At 66.7% G+C, this 20,135-nt stretch carries 20 protein-coding genes; 8 read left to right on the top strand and 12 right to left on the bottom strand.

All coding sequences use genetic code 11. From position 1 onward, the window contains the following. The 6 genes from AC1DVA_RS23615 to AC1DVA_RS23590 form a co-directional block, all read left to right on the top strand. The coding region (locus tag AC1DVA_RS23615; protein WP_476807473.1) for an OsmC family protein at nucleotides 1-710 on the top strand (710 nt) is incomplete at its 5' end. A 50-nt stretch (nucleotides 711-760) separates the two neighbouring features. Further along, on the top strand, nucleotides 761-1,783 hold the full coding sequence (locus AC1DVA_RS23610; protein ID WP_476807472.1) for an ABC transporter substrate-binding protein: 1,023 nt from the start codon (nucleotides 761-763) through the stop codon (nucleotides 1,781-1,783). After that, nucleotides 1,770-2,789, top strand: coding sequence for an ABC transporter permease (locus AC1DVA_RS23605; protein WP_476807471.1), 1,020 nt, complete (start codon nucleotides 1,770-1,772; stop codon nucleotides 2,787-2,789). Before AC1DVA_RS23610 ends, AC1DVA_RS23605 begins: the two co-directional genes overlap by 14 nt. Next, nucleotides 2,783-3,589: an ABC transporter ATP-binding protein gene (locus tag AC1DVA_RS23600; protein WP_476807470.1), complete on the top strand. Its 807-nt coding sequence runs from the start codon at nucleotides 2,783-2,785 to the stop codon at nucleotides 3,587-3,589. The genes AC1DVA_RS23605 and AC1DVA_RS23600 overlap by 7 nt, the downstream gene beginning before the upstream one ends. A gap of 36 nt (nucleotides 3,590-3,625) precedes the next feature. Next, nucleotides 3,626-3,979, top strand: a complete 354-nt coding sequence (copC, locus tag AC1DVA_RS23595; RefSeq protein ID WP_476807469.1) for a copper homeostasis periplasmic binding protein CopC — start codon at nucleotides 3,626-3,628, stop codon at nucleotides 3,977-3,979. Between the two features lies 1 nt (nucleotide 3,980). Further along, nucleotides 3,981-5,756 (top strand): CopD family protein, encoded by a 1,776-nt coding sequence (locus AC1DVA_RS23590; protein ID WP_476807468.1) that lies wholly within the window; start codon nucleotides 3,981-3,983, stop codon nucleotides 5,754-5,756. Between the two features lie 108 nt (nucleotides 5,757-5,864). On the opposite strand, the gene lhpI is transcribed toward AC1DVA_RS23590, so the two are convergent. The 11 genes from lhpI to AC1DVA_RS23535 form a co-directional block, all read right to left on the bottom strand. Continuing rightward, a complete protein-coding gene (gene lhpI, locus AC1DVA_RS23585) occupies nucleotides 5,865-7,601 on the bottom strand; it encodes a cis-3-hydroxy-L-proline dehydratase (RefSeq protein ID WP_476807467.1) in 1,737 nt (578 codons plus the stop codon). Between the two features lie 168 nt (nucleotides 7,602-7,769). Then, nucleotides 7,770-7,958, bottom strand: a complete 189-nt coding sequence (locus AC1DVA_RS23580) for a DUF3008 family protein (protein ID WP_265053106.1) — start codon at nucleotides 7,956-7,958, stop codon at nucleotides 7,770-7,772. 28 nt (nucleotides 7,959-7,986) lie between these two features. Beyond that, nucleotides 7,987-8,364 carry a VOC family protein gene (locus tag AC1DVA_RS23575; RefSeq protein ID WP_476807466.1) on the bottom strand — a complete coding sequence of 126 codons (378 nt, stop codon included), beginning with the start codon at nucleotides 8,362-8,364 and terminating at the stop codon, nucleotides 7,987-7,989. Then, nucleotides 8,361-8,558, bottom strand: a complete 198-nt coding sequence (locus AC1DVA_RS23570) for a GNAT family N-acetyltransferase (protein ID WP_476807475.1) — start codon at nucleotides 8,556-8,558, stop codon at nucleotides 8,361-8,363. Before AC1DVA_RS23570 ends, AC1DVA_RS23575 begins: the two co-directional genes overlap by 4 nt. Nucleotides 8,559-9,012: 454 nt before the next feature. After that, nucleotides 9,013-9,576 (bottom strand): carboxymuconolactone decarboxylase family protein, encoded by a 564-nt coding sequence (locus AC1DVA_RS23565; RefSeq protein ID WP_476807465.1) that lies wholly within the window; start codon nucleotides 9,574-9,576, stop codon nucleotides 9,013-9,015. Nucleotides 9,577-9,612: 36 nt separating this feature from the next. Next, complete coding sequence (locus AC1DVA_RS23560; protein ID WP_476807464.1) at nucleotides 9,613-10,791, bottom strand: mandelate racemase/muconate lactonizing enzyme family protein; 1,179 nt, start codon at nucleotides 10,789-10,791, stop codon at nucleotides 9,613-9,615. A gap of 11 nt (nucleotides 10,792-10,802) precedes the next feature. Beyond that, entirely contained in the window at nucleotides 10,803-12,290 is a 1,488-nt protein-coding gene (locus AC1DVA_RS23555; protein ID WP_476807463.1) for a M81 family metallopeptidase, read from the bottom strand. Between the two features lie 17 nt (nucleotides 12,291-12,307). Next, entirely contained in the window at nucleotides 12,308-13,159 is an 852-nt protein-coding gene (locus AC1DVA_RS23550; protein WP_476807462.1) for an ABC transporter permease, read from the bottom strand. Further along, nucleotides 13,156-14,100, bottom strand: coding sequence for an ABC transporter permease (locus tag AC1DVA_RS23545; protein WP_476807461.1), 945 nt, complete (start codon nucleotides 14,098-14,100; stop codon nucleotides 13,156-13,158). Before AC1DVA_RS23545 ends, AC1DVA_RS23550 begins: the two co-directional genes overlap by 4 nt. 245 nt (nucleotides 14,101-14,345) lie before the next feature. Continuing rightward, nucleotides 14,346-15,884, bottom strand: coding sequence for an ABC transporter substrate-binding protein (locus AC1DVA_RS23540; RefSeq protein WP_476807460.1), 1,539 nt, complete (start codon nucleotides 15,882-15,884; stop codon nucleotides 14,346-14,348). Nucleotides 15,885-15,925: 41 nt separating this feature from the next. Continuing rightward, complete coding sequence (locus tag AC1DVA_RS23535; RefSeq protein ID WP_476807459.1) at nucleotides 15,926-16,957, bottom strand: succinylglutamate desuccinylase/aspartoacylase family protein; 1,032 nt, start codon at nucleotides 16,955-16,957, stop codon at nucleotides 15,926-15,928. A gap of 81 nt (nucleotides 16,958-17,038) precedes the next feature. On the opposite strand from AC1DVA_RS23535, the gene AC1DVA_RS23530 reads away from it, so the two are divergent. Beyond that, complete coding sequence (locus tag AC1DVA_RS23530; RefSeq protein WP_265053097.1) at nucleotides 17,039-17,779, top strand: GntR family transcriptional regulator; 741 nt, start codon at nucleotides 17,039-17,041, stop codon at nucleotides 17,777-17,779. Beyond that, nucleotides 17,779-18,975 carry a mandelate racemase/muconate lactonizing enzyme family protein gene (locus tag AC1DVA_RS23525; protein WP_476807458.1) on the top strand — a complete coding sequence of 399 codons (1,197 nt, stop codon included), beginning with the start codon at nucleotides 17,779-17,781 and terminating at the stop codon, nucleotides 18,973-18,975. Before AC1DVA_RS23530 ends, AC1DVA_RS23525 begins: the two co-directional genes overlap by 1 nt. A gap of 185 nt (nucleotides 18,976-19,160) precedes the next feature. On the opposite strand, the gene AC1DVA_RS23520 is transcribed toward AC1DVA_RS23525, so the two are convergent. Further along, entirely contained in the window at nucleotides 19,161-20,132 is a 972-nt protein-coding gene (locus AC1DVA_RS23520; RefSeq protein ID WP_476807474.1) for an amino acid ABC transporter substrate-binding protein, read from the bottom strand. Between the last annotated feature and the right edge of the window lie 3 nt (nucleotides 20,133-20,135).

Genomic DNA, 20,135 nt, shown 5'->3' with positions numbered 1-20,135 from the left:
GTCGGAGCACTGAACCGCCGGTCGGCAGCGTCCGATATCTCGGGCGACGACCCATACCGACCAAAGCGCTGGAATCTCGACTTCTTCCGCTCAGCCGTTTCCCGCGGCTGCGCGCCGAACGAGCGCGCCTTGTCCAGGCGCTCCATCAACCAATACGCGCAGAGCCGCCGCCCATGTCCAATCTCACGGAATATCTCGCACAGAAGCGCGAAGCCCTGTTGCGTCGCAAGGCTTACGCCCGCTCCGCGGAGGCGCGTCCGCAACGCCTGCAAGCCCAGGCCGGTGCAGAGGGGCGCAGCGGCGTCAGGCGAATCCGCATCCGTGATTTCCAGGTCATCAGCGACAGCCCGCCCGATTTCGCGGGATACGATCTCGGACCGAGCTCGCCGGAACTGCTGCTCGGCGCGCTGTCGAGTTGCCTGACGCATACCTACCTCATTCAGGCGGCCGACCAGCAGATCGATCTGCAGGATGTCTCGGTCGAAGTGCAGGGACAGCTCGATCCGCGTGCGGGCACGCCCGGTTTCGAAAACACGCCGGTCTATCCGCATGATCTTTCCTACACGGTGCGGCTGACCACGGATGCGACCGAGTTGGACGCACTCAACGCTGCCGTCGAGCGCTTCTGCCCGATCCTCAACCTGCTCCGGCGCGGCACCGAGGTGCGGGGCACCGTCGAGCGCATTCCCGTGAGCCGCGCCGCGGCCTGACCCCACTCCTGAAACATCATGCAGCCGCCAGTCGGCGGCAAGGAGCCACCATGACCCTGCAAACCGCCTTCCCTTCCCGTCGCGCGCTTCTGCGCGGAGCCGCCGCTCTTGCCGCCGCTCCGCTTGCCGGTTTCGCCGGACATCATGCCTTCGCCCAGGCAACGCCGCTCGCGCAGCGGCAGACGATCAAGCTGGCCTGGGGCCAGACGGCCGTCTGCCAGTCGCCGATCTCGGTCGCGCTCAAGCAGGGCCTGTTCGAGAAGTACAACCTCAATGTCGAGCCGGTGAACTTCAGCGGTCCGACCGATGCGCTGCTGCAGGCGATCGCGACCGGCCATGCGGATGGCGGCATCGGCATGGCATTGCGCTGGCTCAAGCCGCTCGAGCAGGGCTTCGATGTCGGCCTGACCGTCGGCACCCATGGCGGCTGCATGCGACTGCTGGTTCCCGAAAACGCCAGCATCCGCAGCCTGAAGGACCTGAAGGGCAAGTCCGTCGCCGTGACCGATCCGGCGAGCCCGGTGCGCAACTTCTTCGCCATCCGCCTCGCCGAGATCGGGCTCGATCCGGAGAAGGACGTCAGCTGGGTGCAGTACCCGCAGGACCTGTTCGGCGAAGCGCTGAAGAAGGGCGAGGTTCATGCGCTGGCAGGCGATGACCCGCATCTCTACCTCATCCGCGAGCGCGACAAGCTCGTCGAGCTCGCCACCAATCTCGAAGGCCAGTATGCCAAGTCGACCTGCTGCGTGCTCGGCCTGCGCGGCGCCCTGATCCGCGACCAGCCCCAGGTCGCAGCCGCGATCTCACGCGCCATCGTCGAGGCGCAGGCCTGGACGGCGGCCAACCCCGACAAGACGGCGGAGATCTTCGCGCCCTTCGTTCCGGCCAAGGTGACGCCGGAGACCGTGGCCGCGATCCTGCGCAGCCACACGCATGACCACCACTCCACCGGAGCGGCGCTACGCGACGATGTCGCCCTGTTCACCGAACAGCTCAAGCTCGTCAACGTGATCCGCAAGAACACCGACGCCAAGGCCTTCGCGCAGAAGATCGTGCCCAATGTCCCCGTTTGAACAGACCGGCTCCGCGTCGAACTTAGACCGGCCGCGCTTGCAGGTCGACGGCTCGGTCCTGGCACGTGGCGCGCTTGCCACGGCCGCCTGGACCGCCGTGGCCGCTTCCGTCACGCTGCTCGCGAACAAGAAGGTCGGTTTCGCCGAACCGCTCTACGTGACCGAAACCAATCTGGGGCTCGCCGGCTGGGCGGCCCTGCTGGCCATCGCCACGACGATCGGTGCCTTCTGGCCGCCCCTCGGCGCAAGAGTCGCCAGGGCTGCGCCATGGCTCGTCGTGCTCGCGCTTTTCGTGGGCCTGTGGGACCTGCTGACGGCGAAGCTGGGCGTGCTGCCGGTGCCCTTCTTCGCGCCTCCCTCGTCCCTGGTGGAGGTCTATGCCGATGATTGGCCGCGGCTGGGCGAGAGCGTGCTTCATTCCCTGCGCCTGCTCGCGCTCGGCTTCCTGTTCGGCACGATCTCCGGCTTCGTCACCGGCGTGGCGATCGGCTGGTCGCGCGGGCTCGGCTACTGGGTCCACCCGGTGCTGCGCTTCCTCGGGCCCATTCCCTCCACCGCGCTGCTGCCGATGGCCTTCTTCTTCTTTCCGTCGAGCTTCTCGGCGGCGATCTTCCTGATCGCGCTCGCGACCTGGTTCCCGGTCACGGTGCTAACCTGGTCGGGCGTCGCCAGCGTCGACAAGGCCTATTACGATGTCGCCCGCACGCTGGGCGCGGGCCGTGCCTTCCTGATCTTCAAGGTCGCGATCCCCGCCGCGCTGCCGCATGTCTTCGTCGGCCTGTTCATGGGCCTCGGAGCGTCGTTCTCGGTGCTGGTGGCGGCCGAGATGATGGGCGTAAAATCCGGCCTCGGCTACTACCTGCAATGGGCGCAGGGCTGGGCGGCCTACGCCAACATGTATGGCGCGCTGATCGTGATGGCGCTGATCTTCTCGAGCCTGATCACGCTGCTCTTCGCCGCGCGCGACCGGCTGCTCGGCTGGCAGAAGGACGTGGTGAAATGGTAGCCGCTCAGCTTGCGGTCTCGACGCCACGCGGCACCGCTGCGTCGCGCGGCGCCGACCTCGCCATCGAAGGCGTCTCGCATGCCTTCGATCTCGAAGGCCGCCCCCTGCCAGTGCTCGACGACATCGACCTCGACATCAAGGCGGGTGAGTTCGTGGCCCTGCTCGGGCCGAGCGGTTGCGGGAAGTCGACGCTGCTGCGGCTGGTCGCCGGCTTGGAACAGCCATCGCAAGGCCGCATCGCAGCCGCCGGCGAGCTGATCACGGCGCCCGACCCGTCCCGTGTCGTGGTGTTCCAGGACCCGACGCTCTATCCCTGGCGCACGGTCTGGAAGAACGTGGCGCTTGGGCTAGAGGCGCGTGGCCTGCTGGCCTCCCAGAAGAGCCGCGTCGACGACGCGCTGAAGACGGTCGGGCTCGCCGGCTTCGAGCGCGCCTTCCCGCGCCAGCTTTCCGGCGGCATGGCCCAGCGCGCGGCGCTGGCCCGCGCGCTTGTCAACGATCCCAACGTGCTGATCCTGGACGAGCCGCTCGGCAAGCTCGACTCGCTGACGCGGATCGCCATGCAGACCGAGATCGCCGAACTCTGGCGCCAGCGCGGCTTCACCACGCTGCTCGTCACCCACGACGTGGAGGAGGCGCTGTTCCTAGCCCAGCGGGTCATCGTGCTGAGCGAGCGCCCGGCCCGGATCAAGGCCGAGATCATCAATGACCTGCCCTATCCGCGCCATCGCGGCGACCCGCGCCTCGTGGAGCTGCGCGGACAGGCCCTCGCCCATCTCGGGCTCGACGCGAGCTGGTGAGCCCGCGCCGCCGCTTTTCAATCATAGGATCGGTCCATGTCTCGACGTCTCGGGCTGGCATTCGCCTTCGCCCTCGCCTCATCGCAGGCCTTCGCCCATGCGCATCTCAAGACCGCCTCGCCGGCCGACGGAGCGACGGTCGCACCGCCTAACGAGATCATTCTCGGCTTCACGGAGGATCTGGAGGTCAAGCTGAGCAGCATCACCGTCAAGACTGCAGGCGGCGAGACCGTCAGTGCCGCTCCGGCCGAAGCCGTGCCCGGTGACCGCAAGGCGTTGAAAGTCCTGCTCGAGACAGTTCCGCCAGGCGCGTACACCGTCGAGTGGGCTGCAACCTCGGTCGATACCCACCGCGTCACCGGCCAGTATCGGTTCACCGTCAGGCCGTGATGTGGATGCGCTGATTGGGGCGGCGCTGCCGGCAATCCGCTGGCTTCACCTCGCCGCCCTGTTGTCCGGCCTCGGCGCCGAGGCCTTTCGCCTGCTGTCGCGGCGCGCGCTCGCCACCACTTCGGCCGGCGAGGCGCTGCTTCGCGGCCTTGTCTCCTACGCCCGGCTCTCCGTGCTTGTCACCCTCGCCAGCGGCGCGGCGTGGTTCTGGCTGCAAGGCAGCGCGATGCTGGGGCGGCCTGTCGACAGCATCGAGGCGGCCCGGACCATTGCCGAGACGCTCTTCGGTCAGGCGCTGCTGCTGCGCGCCAGCCTGCTGGTTCTCACGATCTGGCTCCTGCGCAGCAGTGGGCGCGCCGGATCGGCCGCTCTGCCCGTGCTGGCAATTGCCGTCTTGCTGCAGGGCTGGCTGGGGCATGGCGCCGCGACCGATCGATGGACGACGGCGGCTTTGGGCCTTCACGTCTTGGCGGCGGGTCTTTGGCTCGGATCGCTGCTGCCATTGCTCGCAGCCTGCCTGCTGCTGCCGATGGAGGCGCCTGCGCTCGCACGACGCTTCACGCCGCTCGGAATGGCCTGCGTAGCCGTGCTCGCGGCCACGTCCCTCCTCCAGACACAGGCACTCGTCGGCACGCTGGCGGCGACGCTCGGCACAGACTACGGCAAGCTCGCCCTCGCCAAGCTTGCCCTGTTCGGCATCCTCCTGCTGCTGGCGGCTGCAAACCGTTTCCGCTTCGTGCCGCTTGCCGAATCCAGCGGTTCGGCGCGCGGCCTTGCCCTGTCGATCGCGGCCGAAGCTGGCGTGGGGCTGGCCACCGTTGCGGTTGCCGCCGCGCTGGCCAGCCAGCCGCCGGCAATCCATGAGCAGCCTATCTGGCCTTTCTCGCTGCGGCCGGTTCCGGGCCTATGGGAAGACGCCTATCTGCGCGACGGGCTTTTCCGGCTGCTGGCTCCCGCCGTGATCGCGCTGGCGCTTTTCACCCTTGCCGCCCTCGCGAGGAAGCTGCGCTGGCCTGCCCTTCTCGCCGGAGTGGCCGTGCTGGCCTCCATCCAGCTGCCGCCCTGGCGCCCCTATGTCGCCGCGGCCGTTCCGACGACCTTCCAGCTCTCCCCCACCGGCTATGGCGCACGATGGGTCGCGACGGGGCGCGAGCTGTTCCAGCGCGATTGCGCAAGCTGCCATGGCCAGGATGCCCGTGGCCGTGGGCCGGTTGCTGTCGCACAGTCCGTCTGGCCGCCGGATCTTTCCGCGCCGCTGATCGCCGGCCGCCCGGGTGGGGAATTGTTCTGGTCGATCCGGCACGGCATCGGCACGATGCCGCCGGCGACGCAGCTTGAGGATACAGCGATCTGGTCGCTGATCGATTTCATCCGGTTGCGGGCCGGCGCCCGCATCTTCATCCCTTCCGACATGCGCTGGGGTGGCGTCACGCGCATGCCGGGCTTCGCCGCCCGCTGCGAGGGGGGCGTCGTCGTCACGCCGGGAGGCGGGAAGCCGTTGCAGCTCTGGCTGGGGCACGACGAGCATGGCGCGAACGCGCAGGTTCAGGCCGATGGCGCCGCCGAGCGATGCCCTGTCGAGGATCCGCTGCCTTTGTCGGCAGCTCTGGCGGAATTGACCGGGAGCCCCTCGCCACCCGCACAGATTCTGGTCGATGCCAATGGCTGGCTGAGGCGCGCCTTCAGGACCGAGAGCGACGCTCCGCCTCATGCCGTCGCGTCCGAGCTGGCGCTCATTCGGGCGAGCCCCCTGGACGGCTCCTCCATCCACCACTGACCGCCGTCGAGCGCGGCCGGCGGCTGCCCGGGAAAGCCGAGCTGTTCCGCCCGTTCATGGCCGCTCGGTCTGCGCGATATCAAGCCGCGCTCGGCCGGCCTCGTATACTCAGCTCCGGGGAGGCTCCCGCCCCGATATCCTCGCGGCAGAAAGCCACCCCGGCAACCGGGCTGCTGCAGAGCCTGTAACGGCCGCCTTGATGCAGTCGTCGAGCGTCCCGAGCCTGACGGTGCAGCCGGAAAGCCCCGGCCCGTAATGGGCGTACTTCCCTGAGTTGGTCAGGACCACCTTCGCCCGCTCGGGGAAGACGGGGCGCGTGATCGAACACCAGCAGAGATCGGGAATCACGCCGACGCCACTGTTCCGGAGCCTTGCCAGCGTTCCCTCGGCTTCGGCCACCGCCACGACATCTCGCCCGGCGGTGATGATGAGGGAGAGATTCTCGGCGACAGGACGTCCGTTGAGCCGTTCGGCAACGGCTCGGCATTCCTCGAGCGAGGCATGAGGGCTGCCGATGGCGACGAGATCGACACGCGCCGGGCCGTCATTCAGTTTCCGCCAGCCGGCTGCGAGGGCCTCGCTGTCAATGACGACCTCGTCCTCCGGGTTGCTTCCAAGGCCTTCCGCCTCCGGCGTGATGCTTTCGATATGCAGCATGGAAGCCGCCGAGGTCGTGCCGAAAGCGGCGCAGAGTGCCTTGAGATCGTCCTGCATCGGACGGGTTTTCGCGAGGCCCTTGATCAGCGGAATGCGATCGGGCGAGGCCAGCCCGGCGAGATAACCGATCAAGGGCCAGGCCGAGCCGTCCACTCCGTCCGGCACCTCCACCCTCACCGCTCGCCGGGCACGCCTTCCCTCATCGAGGAAGGCGCCGGCGAGTGGCGCGCGGCCGGTGACGGCGATGCAGAAATCCAGGAAATCGGGATGCTTCGCCGTCCGGGCTCCCAAGACGGAGTTGGCGAAGATCACGGCGTTCGACTCCGACCAGCCGATCGCTTCGCCGAAGCCGGGCGGATCCGGCAGGGAATAGGGAGCGCAGGTGAAGCTCGCGCGGCACCCCATCCGCACATAGGCATCGGCCAGGCGCGCGGCAGGTTCACCGAAGGCCGGCGCCACGCCCTGGCAGCGCCAATTGGCGTGGTCCACCGAGATCGCGTTCATCGTCGTCGGGACGCGAACGCGCGCACCGAGCTCTTCCATCTTCTCGGCGAAGACCAGATTGGCCGGGCCGGCATAGATGCAGCCGTCGACATGGGCCCGCGTCACATCGACGAGCGCGGCCGCGCCCTGCTGGCTCGCCATGGCGCAGACGATGCGCATCGCCTGTTGCGCGGCGCTGCCTTCAGCCCCGTCAAGCAAGCGGCGATCGTCGGGGGAAAGATGCAGTTCGGCATGTCCCACCGCCGAAAGAGCGATATGCACGCGTCCGCCATCGGCCACGATGGCGTCCGGCGCGATCTTCGCCTCCCCGGCGGATGCGAGCCTGCCAAACGCGTCGTCCGAGAGGCGCATCACCGGAATGCGGCGTTCGAACATTTCCGCCGCGACGATGGCCCCAAGCGTCAGCGTGTCCTCGGGATCGGCGAAGATCAGCGCGGCGGGGGCCTGGCCTGAAAGCGCCAACTCCAGCAGCACGCCGGAGCCAGAGCAGGAGCCACGGCTGCCTGGCATCATCACGACCGCACCGGCGAGTGAAGTGCCGTGTGCAGGGTGGTGCACATCGATCACCACTCCGGTGGACGCATCGACGCCGCCCCAGAAACTCAGGGGCTCCTTCATCACGACAATTGGCCCGCAGGCCGTGCCAGGAACGATGGCAATTCCAGTTTCGCGCGGTGAGGTCATGCACCGATCATTGCAAAGCGAGTGCGGAAGCGAAACGGGCGGCGCCACAAAACGCAGCTCTCGGGACCGAGGCCATTCCGCCGGCGCGGAAGCGCGTACTGAAACGCGCGTTCGTCCGGAGGCTAGTGGCGACCTCCCGACCTCTTCAGATCCATCGCCGCGATGATGTCAATGCTTGGCCTTGTGCTCGGGCTTTCCCTTGCGCTTGGTCGAAGCCATCTTGTCGAGCTCGCTCTCGCTCATAGATTTTTCCATCGATTTGGAAGCGCCCTTGAGCTCGCTCTTCTTCATATCGCCACGCTTTGCCGCGAGCGCGGCGCCGGCGGCCTTCTGCTGGGCAGCGGATTTTGCAGGCATGTCGTGCTCCTTCACTGAGTGAGCGGGTTCACCGGGATGAGCGGGTGACGGCTTCGATCTTGTTGCCATCGGGATCGAAGACGAATGCACCGTAATAATGGGCGTCATATTCGGGACGAAGGCCCGGCGGGCCTGCATCGGCGCCGCCACGGGCTAAGGCAGCCCGGTAGAAGCCGTCGACCACGTCCCGGCTGCCGGCCGAGAATGCGATATGGGTTCCGTTCCCGCCGGAAGCGCGGTTGCCGTCGACCGGCGCCTCGATGCTGAACAGGATGCCGCTGACGCCATAATCCGCCGAACGGCCGGTGCTGCTCAGGAGACGCAGCCCAAGCTCAGCCAGCACCGCGTCGTAGAAGGCCCGCGCTCTGGGCAGATCGTTGCTTCCCACGGAGACATGATCGATCATCGCGCCGACTCCTTCCGGCCGCCGAGAACGTCCTGATACTCGGGATGCCGCCTCGCCCAGTCGGCAATGAAGGAACACGCGGGGACGATCCGCTCGCCACGATCCCGGGCATGCTCGAACAGCGCCCGAGCCAGCTCCGAGCCGACACCGTGGCCGCGCAATGTCTGTGGAACCTCGGTATGCGAGACGACCAGATAGTCGTCGATGCCTGTAGGTAGCGAAGGCTTCCCCGCCCGGAACCGTCATCACGAAACGGTTGTTCTCGGCCTCGTCGCGAATGCCCGGAGAGATTCCCCGCTTTGATTGCGCCGACATGGTGGCTCCTTCGGAAAAGGCGCTGCCCGCAATGAACCCCCGCCCCGGATCGGAGTTCCCGGTTTACGGCGACGTTTTCGTGCCGCCCTGCACAACGTCGATCGCCACGGGGACCGCCTGATCGGCGTCGGACGAGGACGGCAATCCCATCGGGCGGGTGTTCGTCGGGGTGGCCAGAAGCGGCAGCACGTCGGTATTGCATTGCGAGTTCGGGGAGCTTGCGCCCGATGCTCTCACCCATGCGGCGATGCAGGCCGCGTTCTGTTTGGCGCTGGCGGAACTCGGCGACGACGACGCGTGGAGGCCGATGGGATCTTAGACGAACGAGCCCGCTCAGTCGCTCTTAGGCGGGCCTGCTTCCGCGAGCGGCCGCTCGGCCATCTCCGCCGCGACGGCAGTGTCGATCGGCGTGTCGTAGGTCATCAGTATATAGCCGAGGACCGAATAGAACCCGACCGTCGCGATCAGGTCGAAGACGGCCTTGCGGCCGAGGGCGGCGGCCAGTTCGGCTTCGAGGGCGGGCGACAGGCGACGGTCGTCGAACAGAGCGTCGACGGCGCGCGCGATCAGCCCATCCTCACCTTCCGGCATGCCACGCATCGCGATGATGCGCTCGTCGCTCATCCCGAGCACCCGCGAACGGCTGACGTGGTGCGCCCACTCATAGGGCGAGCCCATGCGATGCGCCGCGCGCAAAATCACCAGCTCCGAGCGCACCGGGCCGAGAGCGCTGTCCTTGACGACATGCTGGCGCAGCGGCGCCCACGCCTTCAGCAGCTCGGGATGGTGCGCCATGGTGCGATAGACGTTGAGCGCCCCGGCGAAACCGCCCTTCATCCCGGCAATCGCTTCTGGCCAGTCGGCATCATCTATCGGCGGGCAGGCAGAGGTCGTCATCAGGCTTCTCGCAGATGGGGCTGTTCCGTATGCCCTTCAGAGAGAAGGAGTACTATAGAGCCGCTCTCCTGCGACCACGATTTCAACATCCTGAAGATAGCTGCGAAGCGCCGCGGTATCGACCTCTATTCCGAGCCCCGGAGCATCCGGCGCTGCGATCCTGCCCAGTGTGTCGCGCTCGATGTTATTGGCCGTGATCGCCGTTGCGAGCGGCTTCGGCATGGCCGGGTATTCGCAGATTTCATGGTCGGCGAGCCCGGCATAAGGCTGCAGCGAGGCCGACAGCGCCAGATGCGAGGTGAAGGTGTGATTGACGAAGGTCACGCCTTTCGCCACCGCATAATCGGCGACCGCCTTCGACGGGCCGATGCCCCCGATCCGGCCGCAATCGATCTGGATGTAGCCGATGCCGCCATAGTCGATAAGCTGCTTGGCCATGGATTCGTTATGAGCGCCTTCACCGCCGGCAAGAAGCACTTTGCGGCTGCGCTTGGCGAGAGCCCCGTAGGCCTCCAACGCGCTGGCATGAAAAGGCTCCTCGAACCAGAGGACATGGGCCTTCTCCATGGCGGGCAGCCTCGCCGCCGCGCGCTCGACGTCCTCGATGAAGATCTGGCCGGTATCGACCAGCAGAATGCCATCCTCTCCGAGCCCCTCGCGCGCCGCGACGAAATGCTCGGCATCGGCCTCGACACTGCCGCGGCCGATCGGGCCCCAGCCGAACTTCGCGGCGCGGAAGCTTCGTTTCCTGGCGCCGCGGGCGCGTTCGAGCGTCTCCTGCGGGCTGTCGCCGAAGAGGACGGAGGCATAGGGCGTTTTTGGAGTGCTCTTGCCATAGCCGAGCAGGCGCCAGACCGGTTCGGAACGCATCTTGCCGAGGATATCCCATAAGGCCATTTCGACGCCCGAGAAGGTATGGGGCGCCTGCAGCAGGTCCATCGAGTTGTAGGCCACCGCCGCAGCGATGCGCGCAATGTCCGCGGGGCTCTCCAGCGGTTGGCCAAGCACGGAATCCGCCACCGGCCGGCAGACTCCATGGGACATGGGGCAGATGAAGGCAGCGATGGACGGCAGCGGCGCGGCCTCGCATTCGCCCCAACCGATATGGCCTCCCGCCGCCACCCGCACGAGCAGCGCATCCTGGCTTCCGTCGGCCTCGTCGGTGACCACGGGCATGGCGAGATAGAAGAAGTCAACGGCTTCGATGCTGGGCACAGGCTTGCTCCTCACAGTTCGTAGATCGTCGCGCGCGGCGCGAAGGAGACGTTCTCGTCGAGCGGATAGACCGGGCGGGCGCAGATGCGATGGCCGAGGCTCTTCAGGTTCGCGGAGGTTGCGCCGGGAGCGTCGACGTTGAAATTCCGCGCGCACCACTGGTCGTACATGTGGAACTCGGTGTGGGGCGACTTCACCACGATCAGGTCGAAATCGGCCGGGTCGAGCCCGTTGGCGTAGTACATGGCACGGTCGAACAGACTGACGGAGCGGCTCATCACGACGACGGTGACGTTGTCGTAAGTCAGCACGGCGGTCGGCCCGGCCCGGAGAGGCGCCTTCATCGTCTCCAGCGATGCCTCTCCGTCCGAGAGCAGCTTGACCGTCGCGGTCACCGGCATCGGCGGGAAGCGGGCGGGATCGATCGTGCCACCGAGGGTGAGCGTCACGGTCACTCCGACGCCGGCTTCATGGGCCGCTGTGGCCGCCGGCGCGTCGACGATCTGGGCCAGCACGCGCTTGCCGTAGCCAGCCTTTCGAAGCGCGGCCAGGATCGCATTGCTGTCGCCAGAGGCGCCGGACGAGGTCGCATCGGCGGCATCGGTGAAGATCACGGGGCCGTCGATGCTGCGTGCCTGGCCGATGGCGCGATCAACAGGCACGAGCTTGCCCTGCATGCGAAAGCGCAGCGGCCAGAACTCCTGCGCCAGCCGGATGGCCTCGCGCTCGGCGGTCTCCCTGTCGCCGTCGGTGAGGATCAGCACCTGCGAGCACAGTTCCGGCACATCGGTGAAAGGGTTGCCGATCATGATGCCGGCCGCGAGCGCCCGCCCCTCCTCCTCCAGCCGGCGGCATTCGGCGAGGAGCTCGCCATAGCAGCCGGTCTTGGTGATGAGCTCACCGCCGCGTACCAACGCGGGAATGACCACGCGGGCGGCGACGGGTTTGATCCCGCCATCCATCAGCTTCAGCAGCAGTTCGGCGGCGCGCCGGCCGGTATCGGCGAAATCGACATGCGGATAGGTCCAGTAGATCGCGAAGCCGTCGACGTTGCGCAGCATGCGGTCGGTAAGGATGCCGTGCAGGTCGAGCGAGATGACGATCGGCATGTCCGGGCCGACCCGCTCGCGCAGCTTCTCCAGCAGGTAGCCTTCCGGGTCGAGTTCGCCATCGGCGCCCATCGCGCCATGCAGCGAGACATAGATGCCGTCGATGCCGTCAAGCTTCGCGGAGATCGCGGCCAGAATCTCCTCGGACAGCTTCTTCCAGCCTTCGGCCGAGAGCAGCCCGGCGCTGCCGGCGCGGGCGCAGATCGTCGGCACGATCTCGATATCGGGCCGGGCATCGAAGACCGCGAGTGCGCCGCCGAGTTCCTGGTTCTTGCCGCGCTGGTCGTAGAGCCCCTCGCCATGGCCGATCAGGAAATTCTCGTAATGCGACGGCAGCGGATTGAAGGAGGAGATCTCCTGCTTGCAGTCGGCGATCAGGATGCGCTTCATCGGGCGGCTCCGGCGGGTCAGAATTTCAGGCGAGGGTCGAGCACGTCGCGCAAGCCGTCGCCGAGGAGGTTGAGGCCGAGCACGCAGACGATGATCGCGAGGCCGGGAAACACCGTGATCCAGGGCGCTTCGCGCATAAAGTCGCGGCCTTGGGCGATGATCGAGCCGAAAGAGGCTGCCGGGGGCGGCGGACCGGCGCCGACGAAGGACAGCGCCGCCTCGGCGAGGATCGCAATGGCGAAGACATAGGTCAGCCGCACGATCAGCGGGCCGGCCGCATTGCGAAGCACATGCTTGAACAGGATGGTCCATTCGCCGAGGCCGATCGAGCGGGCGGCGGACACGTATTCCTGCTCCCGCTCCAGCAGCACGGAAGCGCGCACGATGCGGGCCGTGTGCGGCGTCGTCGCGATAGCGAGCGCGATCACGACATTGGCCAGCGAAGCGCCGAGCACCGCCGAGACGACCATGGCGAGCACGATCGAGGGGAAAGCCATCAACGCGTCCATCACGCGCATGATCGGCTGGTCGAGACGGTAGAAGAAGCCGGCGACCGCGCCGCTGAGCGTGCCGGCGATGCCGGCCACCACGACGGTGAAGGCGCCAATCGCGAGCGAGATGCGCGCCCCGACCATGACGCGCGAAAGGATGTCGCGCCCGAAATGGTCGGTGCCGAACCAGTGGACGGCGTCGGGCGCCACGAGCCGGGCGCGAATATTGCTGCGCAGAGGATCGAACGGCGACAGCAGGCCAGCGAGCAGCGCGACCGAGACCATGGCCAGCACGAGCACGGCCCCGATCACGAAAGAGCGGTTGCGCAGCAGGCGTGCCCAGACGGCGCGGCCGGCGAGCGGTATGCCTTGCGTCACGACAGCCTCACCCGGGGATCGACCACGGCGTAGAGGATGTCGACCACAAGATTGATCGCGAGATAGACGACGGCGAGGAAAAGCAGCCCGCCCTGCAGCACGGGGAAATCGCGGGACGCGATCGCACCGACGATCAGGCGGCCGATCCCCGGGATCGAGAAGACCTGCTCGACGATGACCGCGCCGCCCAGCAATGCGCCGGAGACGATGCCGATGACGGTCAGGATCGGGATCATGGCATTGGGCAGGGCATGCCGCAGGACGACGTCGAGCTTCGCCAGGCCCTTGGCATCGGCTGTCCGGACATAGTCTTGCCCGAGCGTGTCGAGCATTGAAGCGCGCGCCATCCGGGCGATGAAGCCGACCTGGACGAGGCCCAGCGTCAGGGCCGGCAGGATCATGCCACGCAGCCAAACTCCCGGCGATTCCATGGAGGGTGTGAAGCCGCCGCTCGGCAGCCATCCCAGCGAAACCGCGAAGACTAGGACCATTACGAGACCGAGCCAGAAATCCGGCACGGAAAGACCCAGCAAAGCCGTGGTCATCACCACCTGATCGGGCCAGCGGTTGTGGTTGACGGCCGCGATGATTCCGGCAGCGACACCGAAGAGCACGGCGAAGGCGAGCGCCAGCGCCGCCAGCGAGAGCGTGACCGGCAGCCTCTCGATCAGGGCGGCGCTCACCGAGCGGTTCAGCAGGATCGACTGGCCGAGGTCGCCGCTCAAAATGCGGCCGTACCAGCCCAGCATCTGCTGGGGCAGCGACAGGTCGAGCCCGAGCGCGCTGCGCAGCGTGGCGATCTGCTGCGGTGTTGCCGAGGCGTCGAGAAAGGCCGCCGCCGGATCGCCCGGCACCAGCCAGATCAGCGCGAAGGACATCAGCGATACCAGCGCGAGCACGACGAAGGCGCCCGCGAGCCGGCGGATCAGAAAGCTTCCCATGCTGCCCTCCTTCCGAGCGTTGGCGCTTCATTTTGACAAGTGCGGGTCATCCCGGGCGACCCACCGGGTACGACCTTCGTCGGCCCGATGACAGGCTCCGGGAGACCCGGAATCCATTCCGGAACGCTTCCGATGAAGGTTCAGGCATGGATCCCGGATCGGCGCCGCTTCGCGGCTTGTCCGGGATGACGCCGCAGTTGAGGCGACGGCCGATGCCTATGACGGCTGGCATCGACCACGCGCGCTCAGGGCTCCAGCCAGACGCCCCACATGCGGGGGATGCGATAGGGCTTGAAGTTCTTGAGCTTGGCCGTCGAGGCCTGGAAGACGCCGTAATTGCCGGCCTTCATGGCGACTGCAGCGTCGTACATATGTTTCTGGAAGGCGTCGTAGAGTGCCTTGCGCCTGTCTTCGTCCAGCTCGGCGTTGAAGGCGGCGGCGATGCGGTCGATCTCCGGGTCCTTCGCCTGCTGCGAGAGGCCGTTGACCCAGGGCGCCATCACCGATCCGGGTCCCTCGAAGGGCTCGATGCCGAAGCCGTGGGTCCAGAACGTCCAGCCTGTCGGCGTGAAGCCGATCTTCGAGACCGTCGGCCAGTCGGAGACGGCGATGTCGACATCGACGCCGATCTCCTTGAGCCGCTGCTGCACCACCGTCGCGGTGTCGACATTGGCGCGCAGGTTGTCGACGATGAAGGTGACCTTGCCGCCCTTGTAGGAGGACTTGCCGAGCAGTTCCTTGGCGAGCTTCAGATCGGCCTTGTTGTACTTGTCGCTGCCGGCCGTCCCGTAAAAGGCGGAGCCGGGATAGAGCCAGCTCGGATCGAGCTGATAGATGTCGGCGTAGGAGATCGCCATGATCTCCTCCATGTCCAGCGCCGCCTGGACGGCGAGCCGGAAGTTCACGTCATTGGCCGGTGCTTGAGCCTGGTTGAACTTGATGACCTGCAGGCCGAACGGCATCACCTTGTGGATGGTGAAGCGGTTATCGGTGCCGAGGCGCTTCGCCGTCGGGCCGTCGACGGTCTCGTTGAACTGGATCTGACCGGCTTCGAGCGCCGCTGTCCGCGCTCCGCCCTCCGGCATGAAGCGGAAGGTCACGGTGTCCAGGAAAGCTTCCTTCCTGCCGGCGAAGCCGTCGCGGCCGGTTCCCTTCGGATTGGGCGCATAGCCGTCATAGCGCGTCAGCTTGACGTGGCTGTCCGGCTTGTACTCGACGAATTTGTAGGGGCCGGTACCGACGATCTCGATCTTGCCGGCCTCCTTGGCTGCCTCGCTCGCCGGATAGATCGCGATCGGGGCGCGCGGCGACGAGAGATTGTCGAGGAAGGTCGATTGCGGCTGCTTCAGCGTGACCGTGACCTCGTGCTCGCCGCTCGCCTTGACCGCATCAATGGCGGCGACCAGGGCCGGCGAGGCTCCGATCTTGCGATAGCGCTCGAGCGAGGCCACCACGTCGCCGGCATCGAGCTTCTTGCCGTTGTGGAAGGTCACGTCCTTGCGGATCGGGAAGACATAGGTCTTCCCGTCGGCCGAGACCGTGACGCCCTCGGCCAGCTCGGGCACGGGCTTCGCGTTCTCGTCGCGGGCGTAGAGCGTCTCGAAGATGTGGAGCGTGATGTTCCGGGAGGCTTGCGCCGAAGTAATCTGCGCATCGAGCGAGGGTGGCGCCTGGCTGATGCCGACGACGACGTCGCCACCCTTGCGCTGGGCCATCGCGGCCGGCGCCCCTCCCAGGGCAATGGCGACCGCGACAGCGGCGCCGAGGATGATGTGCTTTGCCATGTTCTTCTCCCCTGCGGATTGATGGTCAGGCACGAAGACAGTCAGGCTGCGGCTCGCCGCGCGTCGTAATCCTCCATCAGCACGGCGACGACATCGCCGCGCTGCACGCGACCCGGTCCCGCCGACATCCACAGCACGCCGTCGCGGCGGTAGCGGACCTCAAGGGGCGAGCGGTCGACATCCTCGATGAAATGCAGGTATCCGGCGAGCTCGCCGGCGCGACAGATGTCGCCGACGATGTTGCGCGGCTCGAACAAGCCGCCTGCCGGCGAGAACGAGTAGCCGGACGCATCGCGCACCATCATGTGGCGGGTTTCGGGAGAGCCGTCGCGCTGGCGGGTATCCGGCGTTCCCTCCATCAGCCCGAAATGCTTGAGGATGTTGGTCAAGGCCCGGTCGGCGATGCGCACGCCCTCGACATTGACGCGGCCCCAGCCGCCGAGCTCTGTCCCGAGCGAAAGAATGCCGCGCCGCTCGACCGAGGAGGTCAGGGTTGCGCCCTCGTCGACGCCCCAAAAAACGACATTGTAGGGCGCGCCGAACGCCGCAGCCGCCGCCATGGTGCGCTCCCGCAAACCGGCATCGTCGACATAATGCATATTGGTCGAGAGCGCGGAATCGCCGGAATGGCCTGCCGTATGCAGATCGACCGAGACGTCGACCAACGGCAGCAGCACCGCATCGACGAAATGGGCCAGCATCTCCGAGAACGTGCCCTTCGGGTTGCCCGGAAAGCAGCGGTTCATGTCGCGATTGTCGACGGGCGAGAGCCGCGTGTCGTTCATCACCGCGGGCATGTTGAGGGCGGGGATCATGATGACGCGCCCCTGAACCGAGGCCGGATCGAGGCTGCGCGCGAGGCGAGAGATGGCGATCTGCCCCTCATACTCGTCGCCATGGACCCCACCTGTGAACAGGATCGTGGGGCCGGTGCCATTTTTCACGCTGACGACGGGAATTTCGACTGTTCCCCAACCAGAGGTGTTGCGGGAAAGGGGCGCGCGCAGATAGCCGGCCTGTCGCCCCGATGCCTCGAAGTCGATGTCACAGCGCACCCGACTCTCGGACGTCATGGCCAACCCCTCCTTGCTCTTGTGTTTGTAGGATTGTATACGATCATACAAAGTGTCAAGCGAGACTCGAGCGAGGCCTGAATGACGGAGACTGGCGAGCGCGCGGAGGCGATCGAAAGGGCTGGACCTCCCAGCCCGGACTGGCAGCCGCTCCAGCCCCAGACCCTCGTCGATCATGCGATCGAGGCGATCATAGCGGGCGCGGCCGCAGGACTGATCCTGCCGGGCGACCGCATCGTCGAGGTCGAGCTCGCCCGGAAACTAGGGGTGAGCCGTGTGCCGGTGCGCGAGGCGCTGCGCCTGCTGGAAAGCCAGGGCGTCGTGGTCAGCGAAGCCTATAAGGGCATCCGCCTGCGCCCGGTCACGAACGAGCGCGTCGCGGACCTGATCGAGGCCCGCATCGCGCTGGAAGCCAGCGCAACGGCGCGCGCCGTCACCGCAGGCCGAAACCGCGGTAGCCATCTCGATGAGCTGCGCAGCGCGGTCTCCGAGATGGAGCTGATGGCGGCTCGCGGCAGCGCCTATGGCGTTGCGGTCGCCGATACCCGCTTCCACCGCGCTCTCTGCCAGCTCGGCGGCAACAGCGTCACGCTCGATTTGTGGGAGACGCTCGCGCCGCAATGCACGATCATCTTCGGCCTCGCGACTTTCGGAAAGCCGATGGCCGGCGTCGTCGAGGAGCATGTCGATCTGCTCGCCGCCTTCGAAGCCGGCGACATCGAAGAGATCGCACGCACGCTCGATGACCACATCACCGTCATGAACCACGCGATGGACTACGAGGCCATCGTCGCGCAGCGCCGCAGGGAAAGGGACGCATAGTGACCGATCAGGCCATCCAGCAGACGCGCGCGCGGAGCCGGCCGGGGCTGCCGCCTTTCCGGATCACCCGCATCGAGGCGGCGCCTCTCTTCGGGGAAAGCCCGAAAGGGGGTTGGTCGGCGGAAATCCGGCCGGAGGATTCAATTCACGCGCTGATCGCCGTCCACACGGATCAGGGGCTCATCGGCTATGGCAGCGTCTTCACGGACGGACGCCTCGTGCAGGCCGCGCTCAAGGTGCTGGAGCCGCTCTTCATTGGAGCCGATGCGCTGTCCCCCGATTTCGTCAGCGAGAAGCTGCATCAGAACACCTTCTGGATGGGCCGCGGCGGCACGCTGACCCACACGATCAGCGGCATCGATATCGCGCTCTGGGATATCCTCGGCCAGGCCACCGGACTCAGCGTCGGACGGTTGCTCGGCGGCCGCTATCGCGAACGCGTGCAGCCTTATTGCTCGCTCCTGATGGAGGAACCTGATGCGATGAGGGATGTGGTCGCCGGCTTTCGCGACAAAGGTTTCACGGCGTTCAAGATCGGCTGGGGCCCATTTGGCCGCGCGCTCGACGTCAAGCTGGACGAGGCGATCGTGCGCGCCGCGCGCGAGGCCGCAGGCGAGCGCGCCAAGCTCTTCGTCGACGCCGGCGCCAGCGACGCGCTGTGGCCACACGGGCTGAAATGGGCCAAGCGCACGGCTGAGATGCTGGCCGACTACGAGGTCGGATGGTTCGAGGAGCCGGTCAGGCCCGATGCGATCGACGACTACCGCGAATTGCGCCGATCCTCCCCCGTGCCGATCGCCGGCTGCGAGGTGCTGACCCGGCGCCAGAGCTTCATCCCCTGGCTGACCACCGGCGCAGTCGACATCGTCCAGCCGGATGTCACCAAGGTCGGCGGCATCTCCGAACAGCGCCGCATCGCCTGGATGGCCTACGATCTCGGCATCCGATATGTCGGCCATGGCTGGAATACGGCGCTCGGCCTGGCCGCGGATCTGCAGATGGCCTCCGCCTTCCCCGATGCCGACCTCGTGGAGTTCATCGGCGGCAGCCCCTATGTCGACGGCATCCTGGCCGAGCCCTTCGCGCTCGATGAGGAGGGTTGGCTGACCATACCGGACCTGCCGGGGCTGGGGGTCGTGATCGATCGCGAGAAACTGTCTCGATACACGCCCGAGGCGCATGCCCTTTTCGAGTGAGTGTCCGGGCCGCTTGCCGGCCGACAACCACTTTGACGCATCAGCTGCGGGCCCCTCAGCGAGACCAGCCCTGCTGTCCCTGGTGTGAAACAGGCTTGAGCAAAAAGGCCCAGCCGCAGTGCGGCCGGGCCCATCTTTTGGAAAGCGGCACGTCGATCGCGCGACGCGCAGCTGCCGGCGCTCGCCTAGCGGATCGGCGGCGCGTATTGCAGGCCGCCATTCGTCCAGAGCGCATTTTGTCCGCGCGCGATCTTCAGCGGCGACTGCTGCCCGAGATTGCGCTCGAAGATCTCGCCGTAGTTTCCGGCGGTCTTGATGATGCGGTAGGCCCAGTCGTTATCGAGCCCGAGCGACTGGCCGAAGGCGCCTTCCTTGCCGAGCAGGCGCCTGATGTCGGGGTTGTCTGACTTCTCGCTCATCTCGTCGATATTGGCCTGAGTGACGCCCAGTTCCTCGGCTGTCACGAGCGCGTACTGCGCCCAGGAAACGATGTCGAACCACTGGTCGTCCCCGTGGCGCACGGCGTAGCCGAGCGGCTCCTTGGAAATCGTCTCGGGCAACACGACGTGCTCCGACGGATCCTTGAAGCGCAAGCGCTCGGAATAGAGGCCCGACTGGTCGGTGGTGAAGGCATCGCAACGGCCGGCCTCGTATGCCTCCGTCGCCTCGTTGTTGGTGGCGAAGGTCACCGGCTCGAACTTCATGTTGTTCTTGCGGAAATAATCCGCGGTGTTGAGCTCGGTGGTCGTGCCCTGCTGAATGCAGATCGAGGCACCGCTGAGTTCCTTGGCGGATTTGATGCCCGTGGACTTCTTCACCATGAAGCCCTGGCCGTCATAGTAGAACACCGTGCGGAAATTCAGGCCGACCTGGACGTCGCGCGACATGGTCCATGTCGTCGTCGCGGAGACGAGGTCGCTTTCGCCCGCCTGCAGCGCCGTGAAGCGGTCCTTCGAGGACAACGAAACGAACTTCACCTTCGCCGGATCGCCGAAGATCGCGGCCGCAATCGAATGGCAGAACTCGATATTGACGCCGCGCCAGGTTCCGCCTGCGTCGGCGAGGCCGAAGCCGGCGAGCCCGGTGCCGATGCCGCAGCTCAGGACGCCCCGCGCCTTCACCGTCTTCAACGTCTGAGCCTGGGCTCCCGATGCCAATAC

The sequence above is a fragment of the Allobosea sp. P4_C6 genome, assembly GCF_056402015.1.
Note: the sequence above shows the minus strand (reverse complement) of the source record. Positions and strands in the feature narration are given on the sequence as shown.

What these genes read in the sequence shown, in the direction of transcription:
- AC1DVA_RS23575 (WP_476807466.1), bottom strand. Translation starts at nt 8,364, where the DNA reads ATGATCGATCATGTCTCCGTGGGAAGCAACGATCTGCCCAGAGCGCGG.
- AC1DVA_RS23610 (WP_476807472.1), top strand. Translation starts at nt 761, where the DNA reads ATGACCCTGCAAACCGCCTTCCCTTCCCGTCGCGCGCTTCTGCGCGGA.
- AC1DVA_RS23565 (WP_476807465.1), bottom strand. Translation starts at nt 9,576, where the DNA reads ATGACGACCTCTGCCTGCCCGCCGATAGATGATGCCGACTGGCCAGAA.
- lhpI (WP_476807467.1), bottom strand. Translation starts at nt 7,601, where the DNA reads ATGACCTCACCGCGCGAAACTGGAATTGCCATCGTTCCTGGCACGGCC.
- copC (WP_476807469.1), top strand. Translation starts at nt 3,626, where the DNA reads ATGTCTCGACGTCTCGGGCTGGCATTCGCCTTCGCCCTCGCCTCATCG.
- AC1DVA_RS23555 (WP_476807463.1), bottom strand. Translation starts at nt 12,290, where the DNA reads ATGAAGCGCATCCTGATCGCCGACTGCAAGCAGGAGATCTCCTCCTTC.
- AC1DVA_RS23540 (WP_476807460.1), bottom strand. Translation starts at nt 15,884, where the DNA reads ATGGCAAAGCACATCATCCTCGGCGCCGCTGTCGCGGTCGCCATTGCC.
- AC1DVA_RS23535 (WP_476807459.1), bottom strand. Translation starts at nt 16,957, where the DNA reads ATGACGTCCGAGAGTCGGGTGCGCTGTGACATCGACTTCGAGGCATCG.
- AC1DVA_RS23600 (WP_476807470.1), top strand. Translation starts at nt 2,783, where the DNA reads ATGGTAGCCGCTCAGCTTGCGGTCTCGACGCCACGCGGCACCGCTGCG.
- AC1DVA_RS23545 (WP_476807461.1), bottom strand. Translation starts at nt 14,100, where the DNA reads ATGGGAAGCTTTCTGATCCGCCGGCTCGCGGGCGCCTTCGTCGTGCTC.
- AC1DVA_RS23605 (WP_476807471.1), top strand. Translation starts at nt 1,770, where the DNA reads ATGTCCCCGTTTGAACAGACCGGCTCCGCGTCGAACTTAGACCGGCCG.
- AC1DVA_RS23530 (WP_265053097.1), top strand. Translation starts at nt 17,039, where the DNA reads ATGACGGAGACTGGCGAGCGCGCGGAGGCGATCGAAAGGGCTGGACCT.
- AC1DVA_RS23580 (WP_265053106.1), bottom strand. Translation starts at nt 7,958, where the DNA reads ATGCCTGCAAAATCCGCTGCCCAGCAGAAGGCCGCCGGCGCCGCGCTC.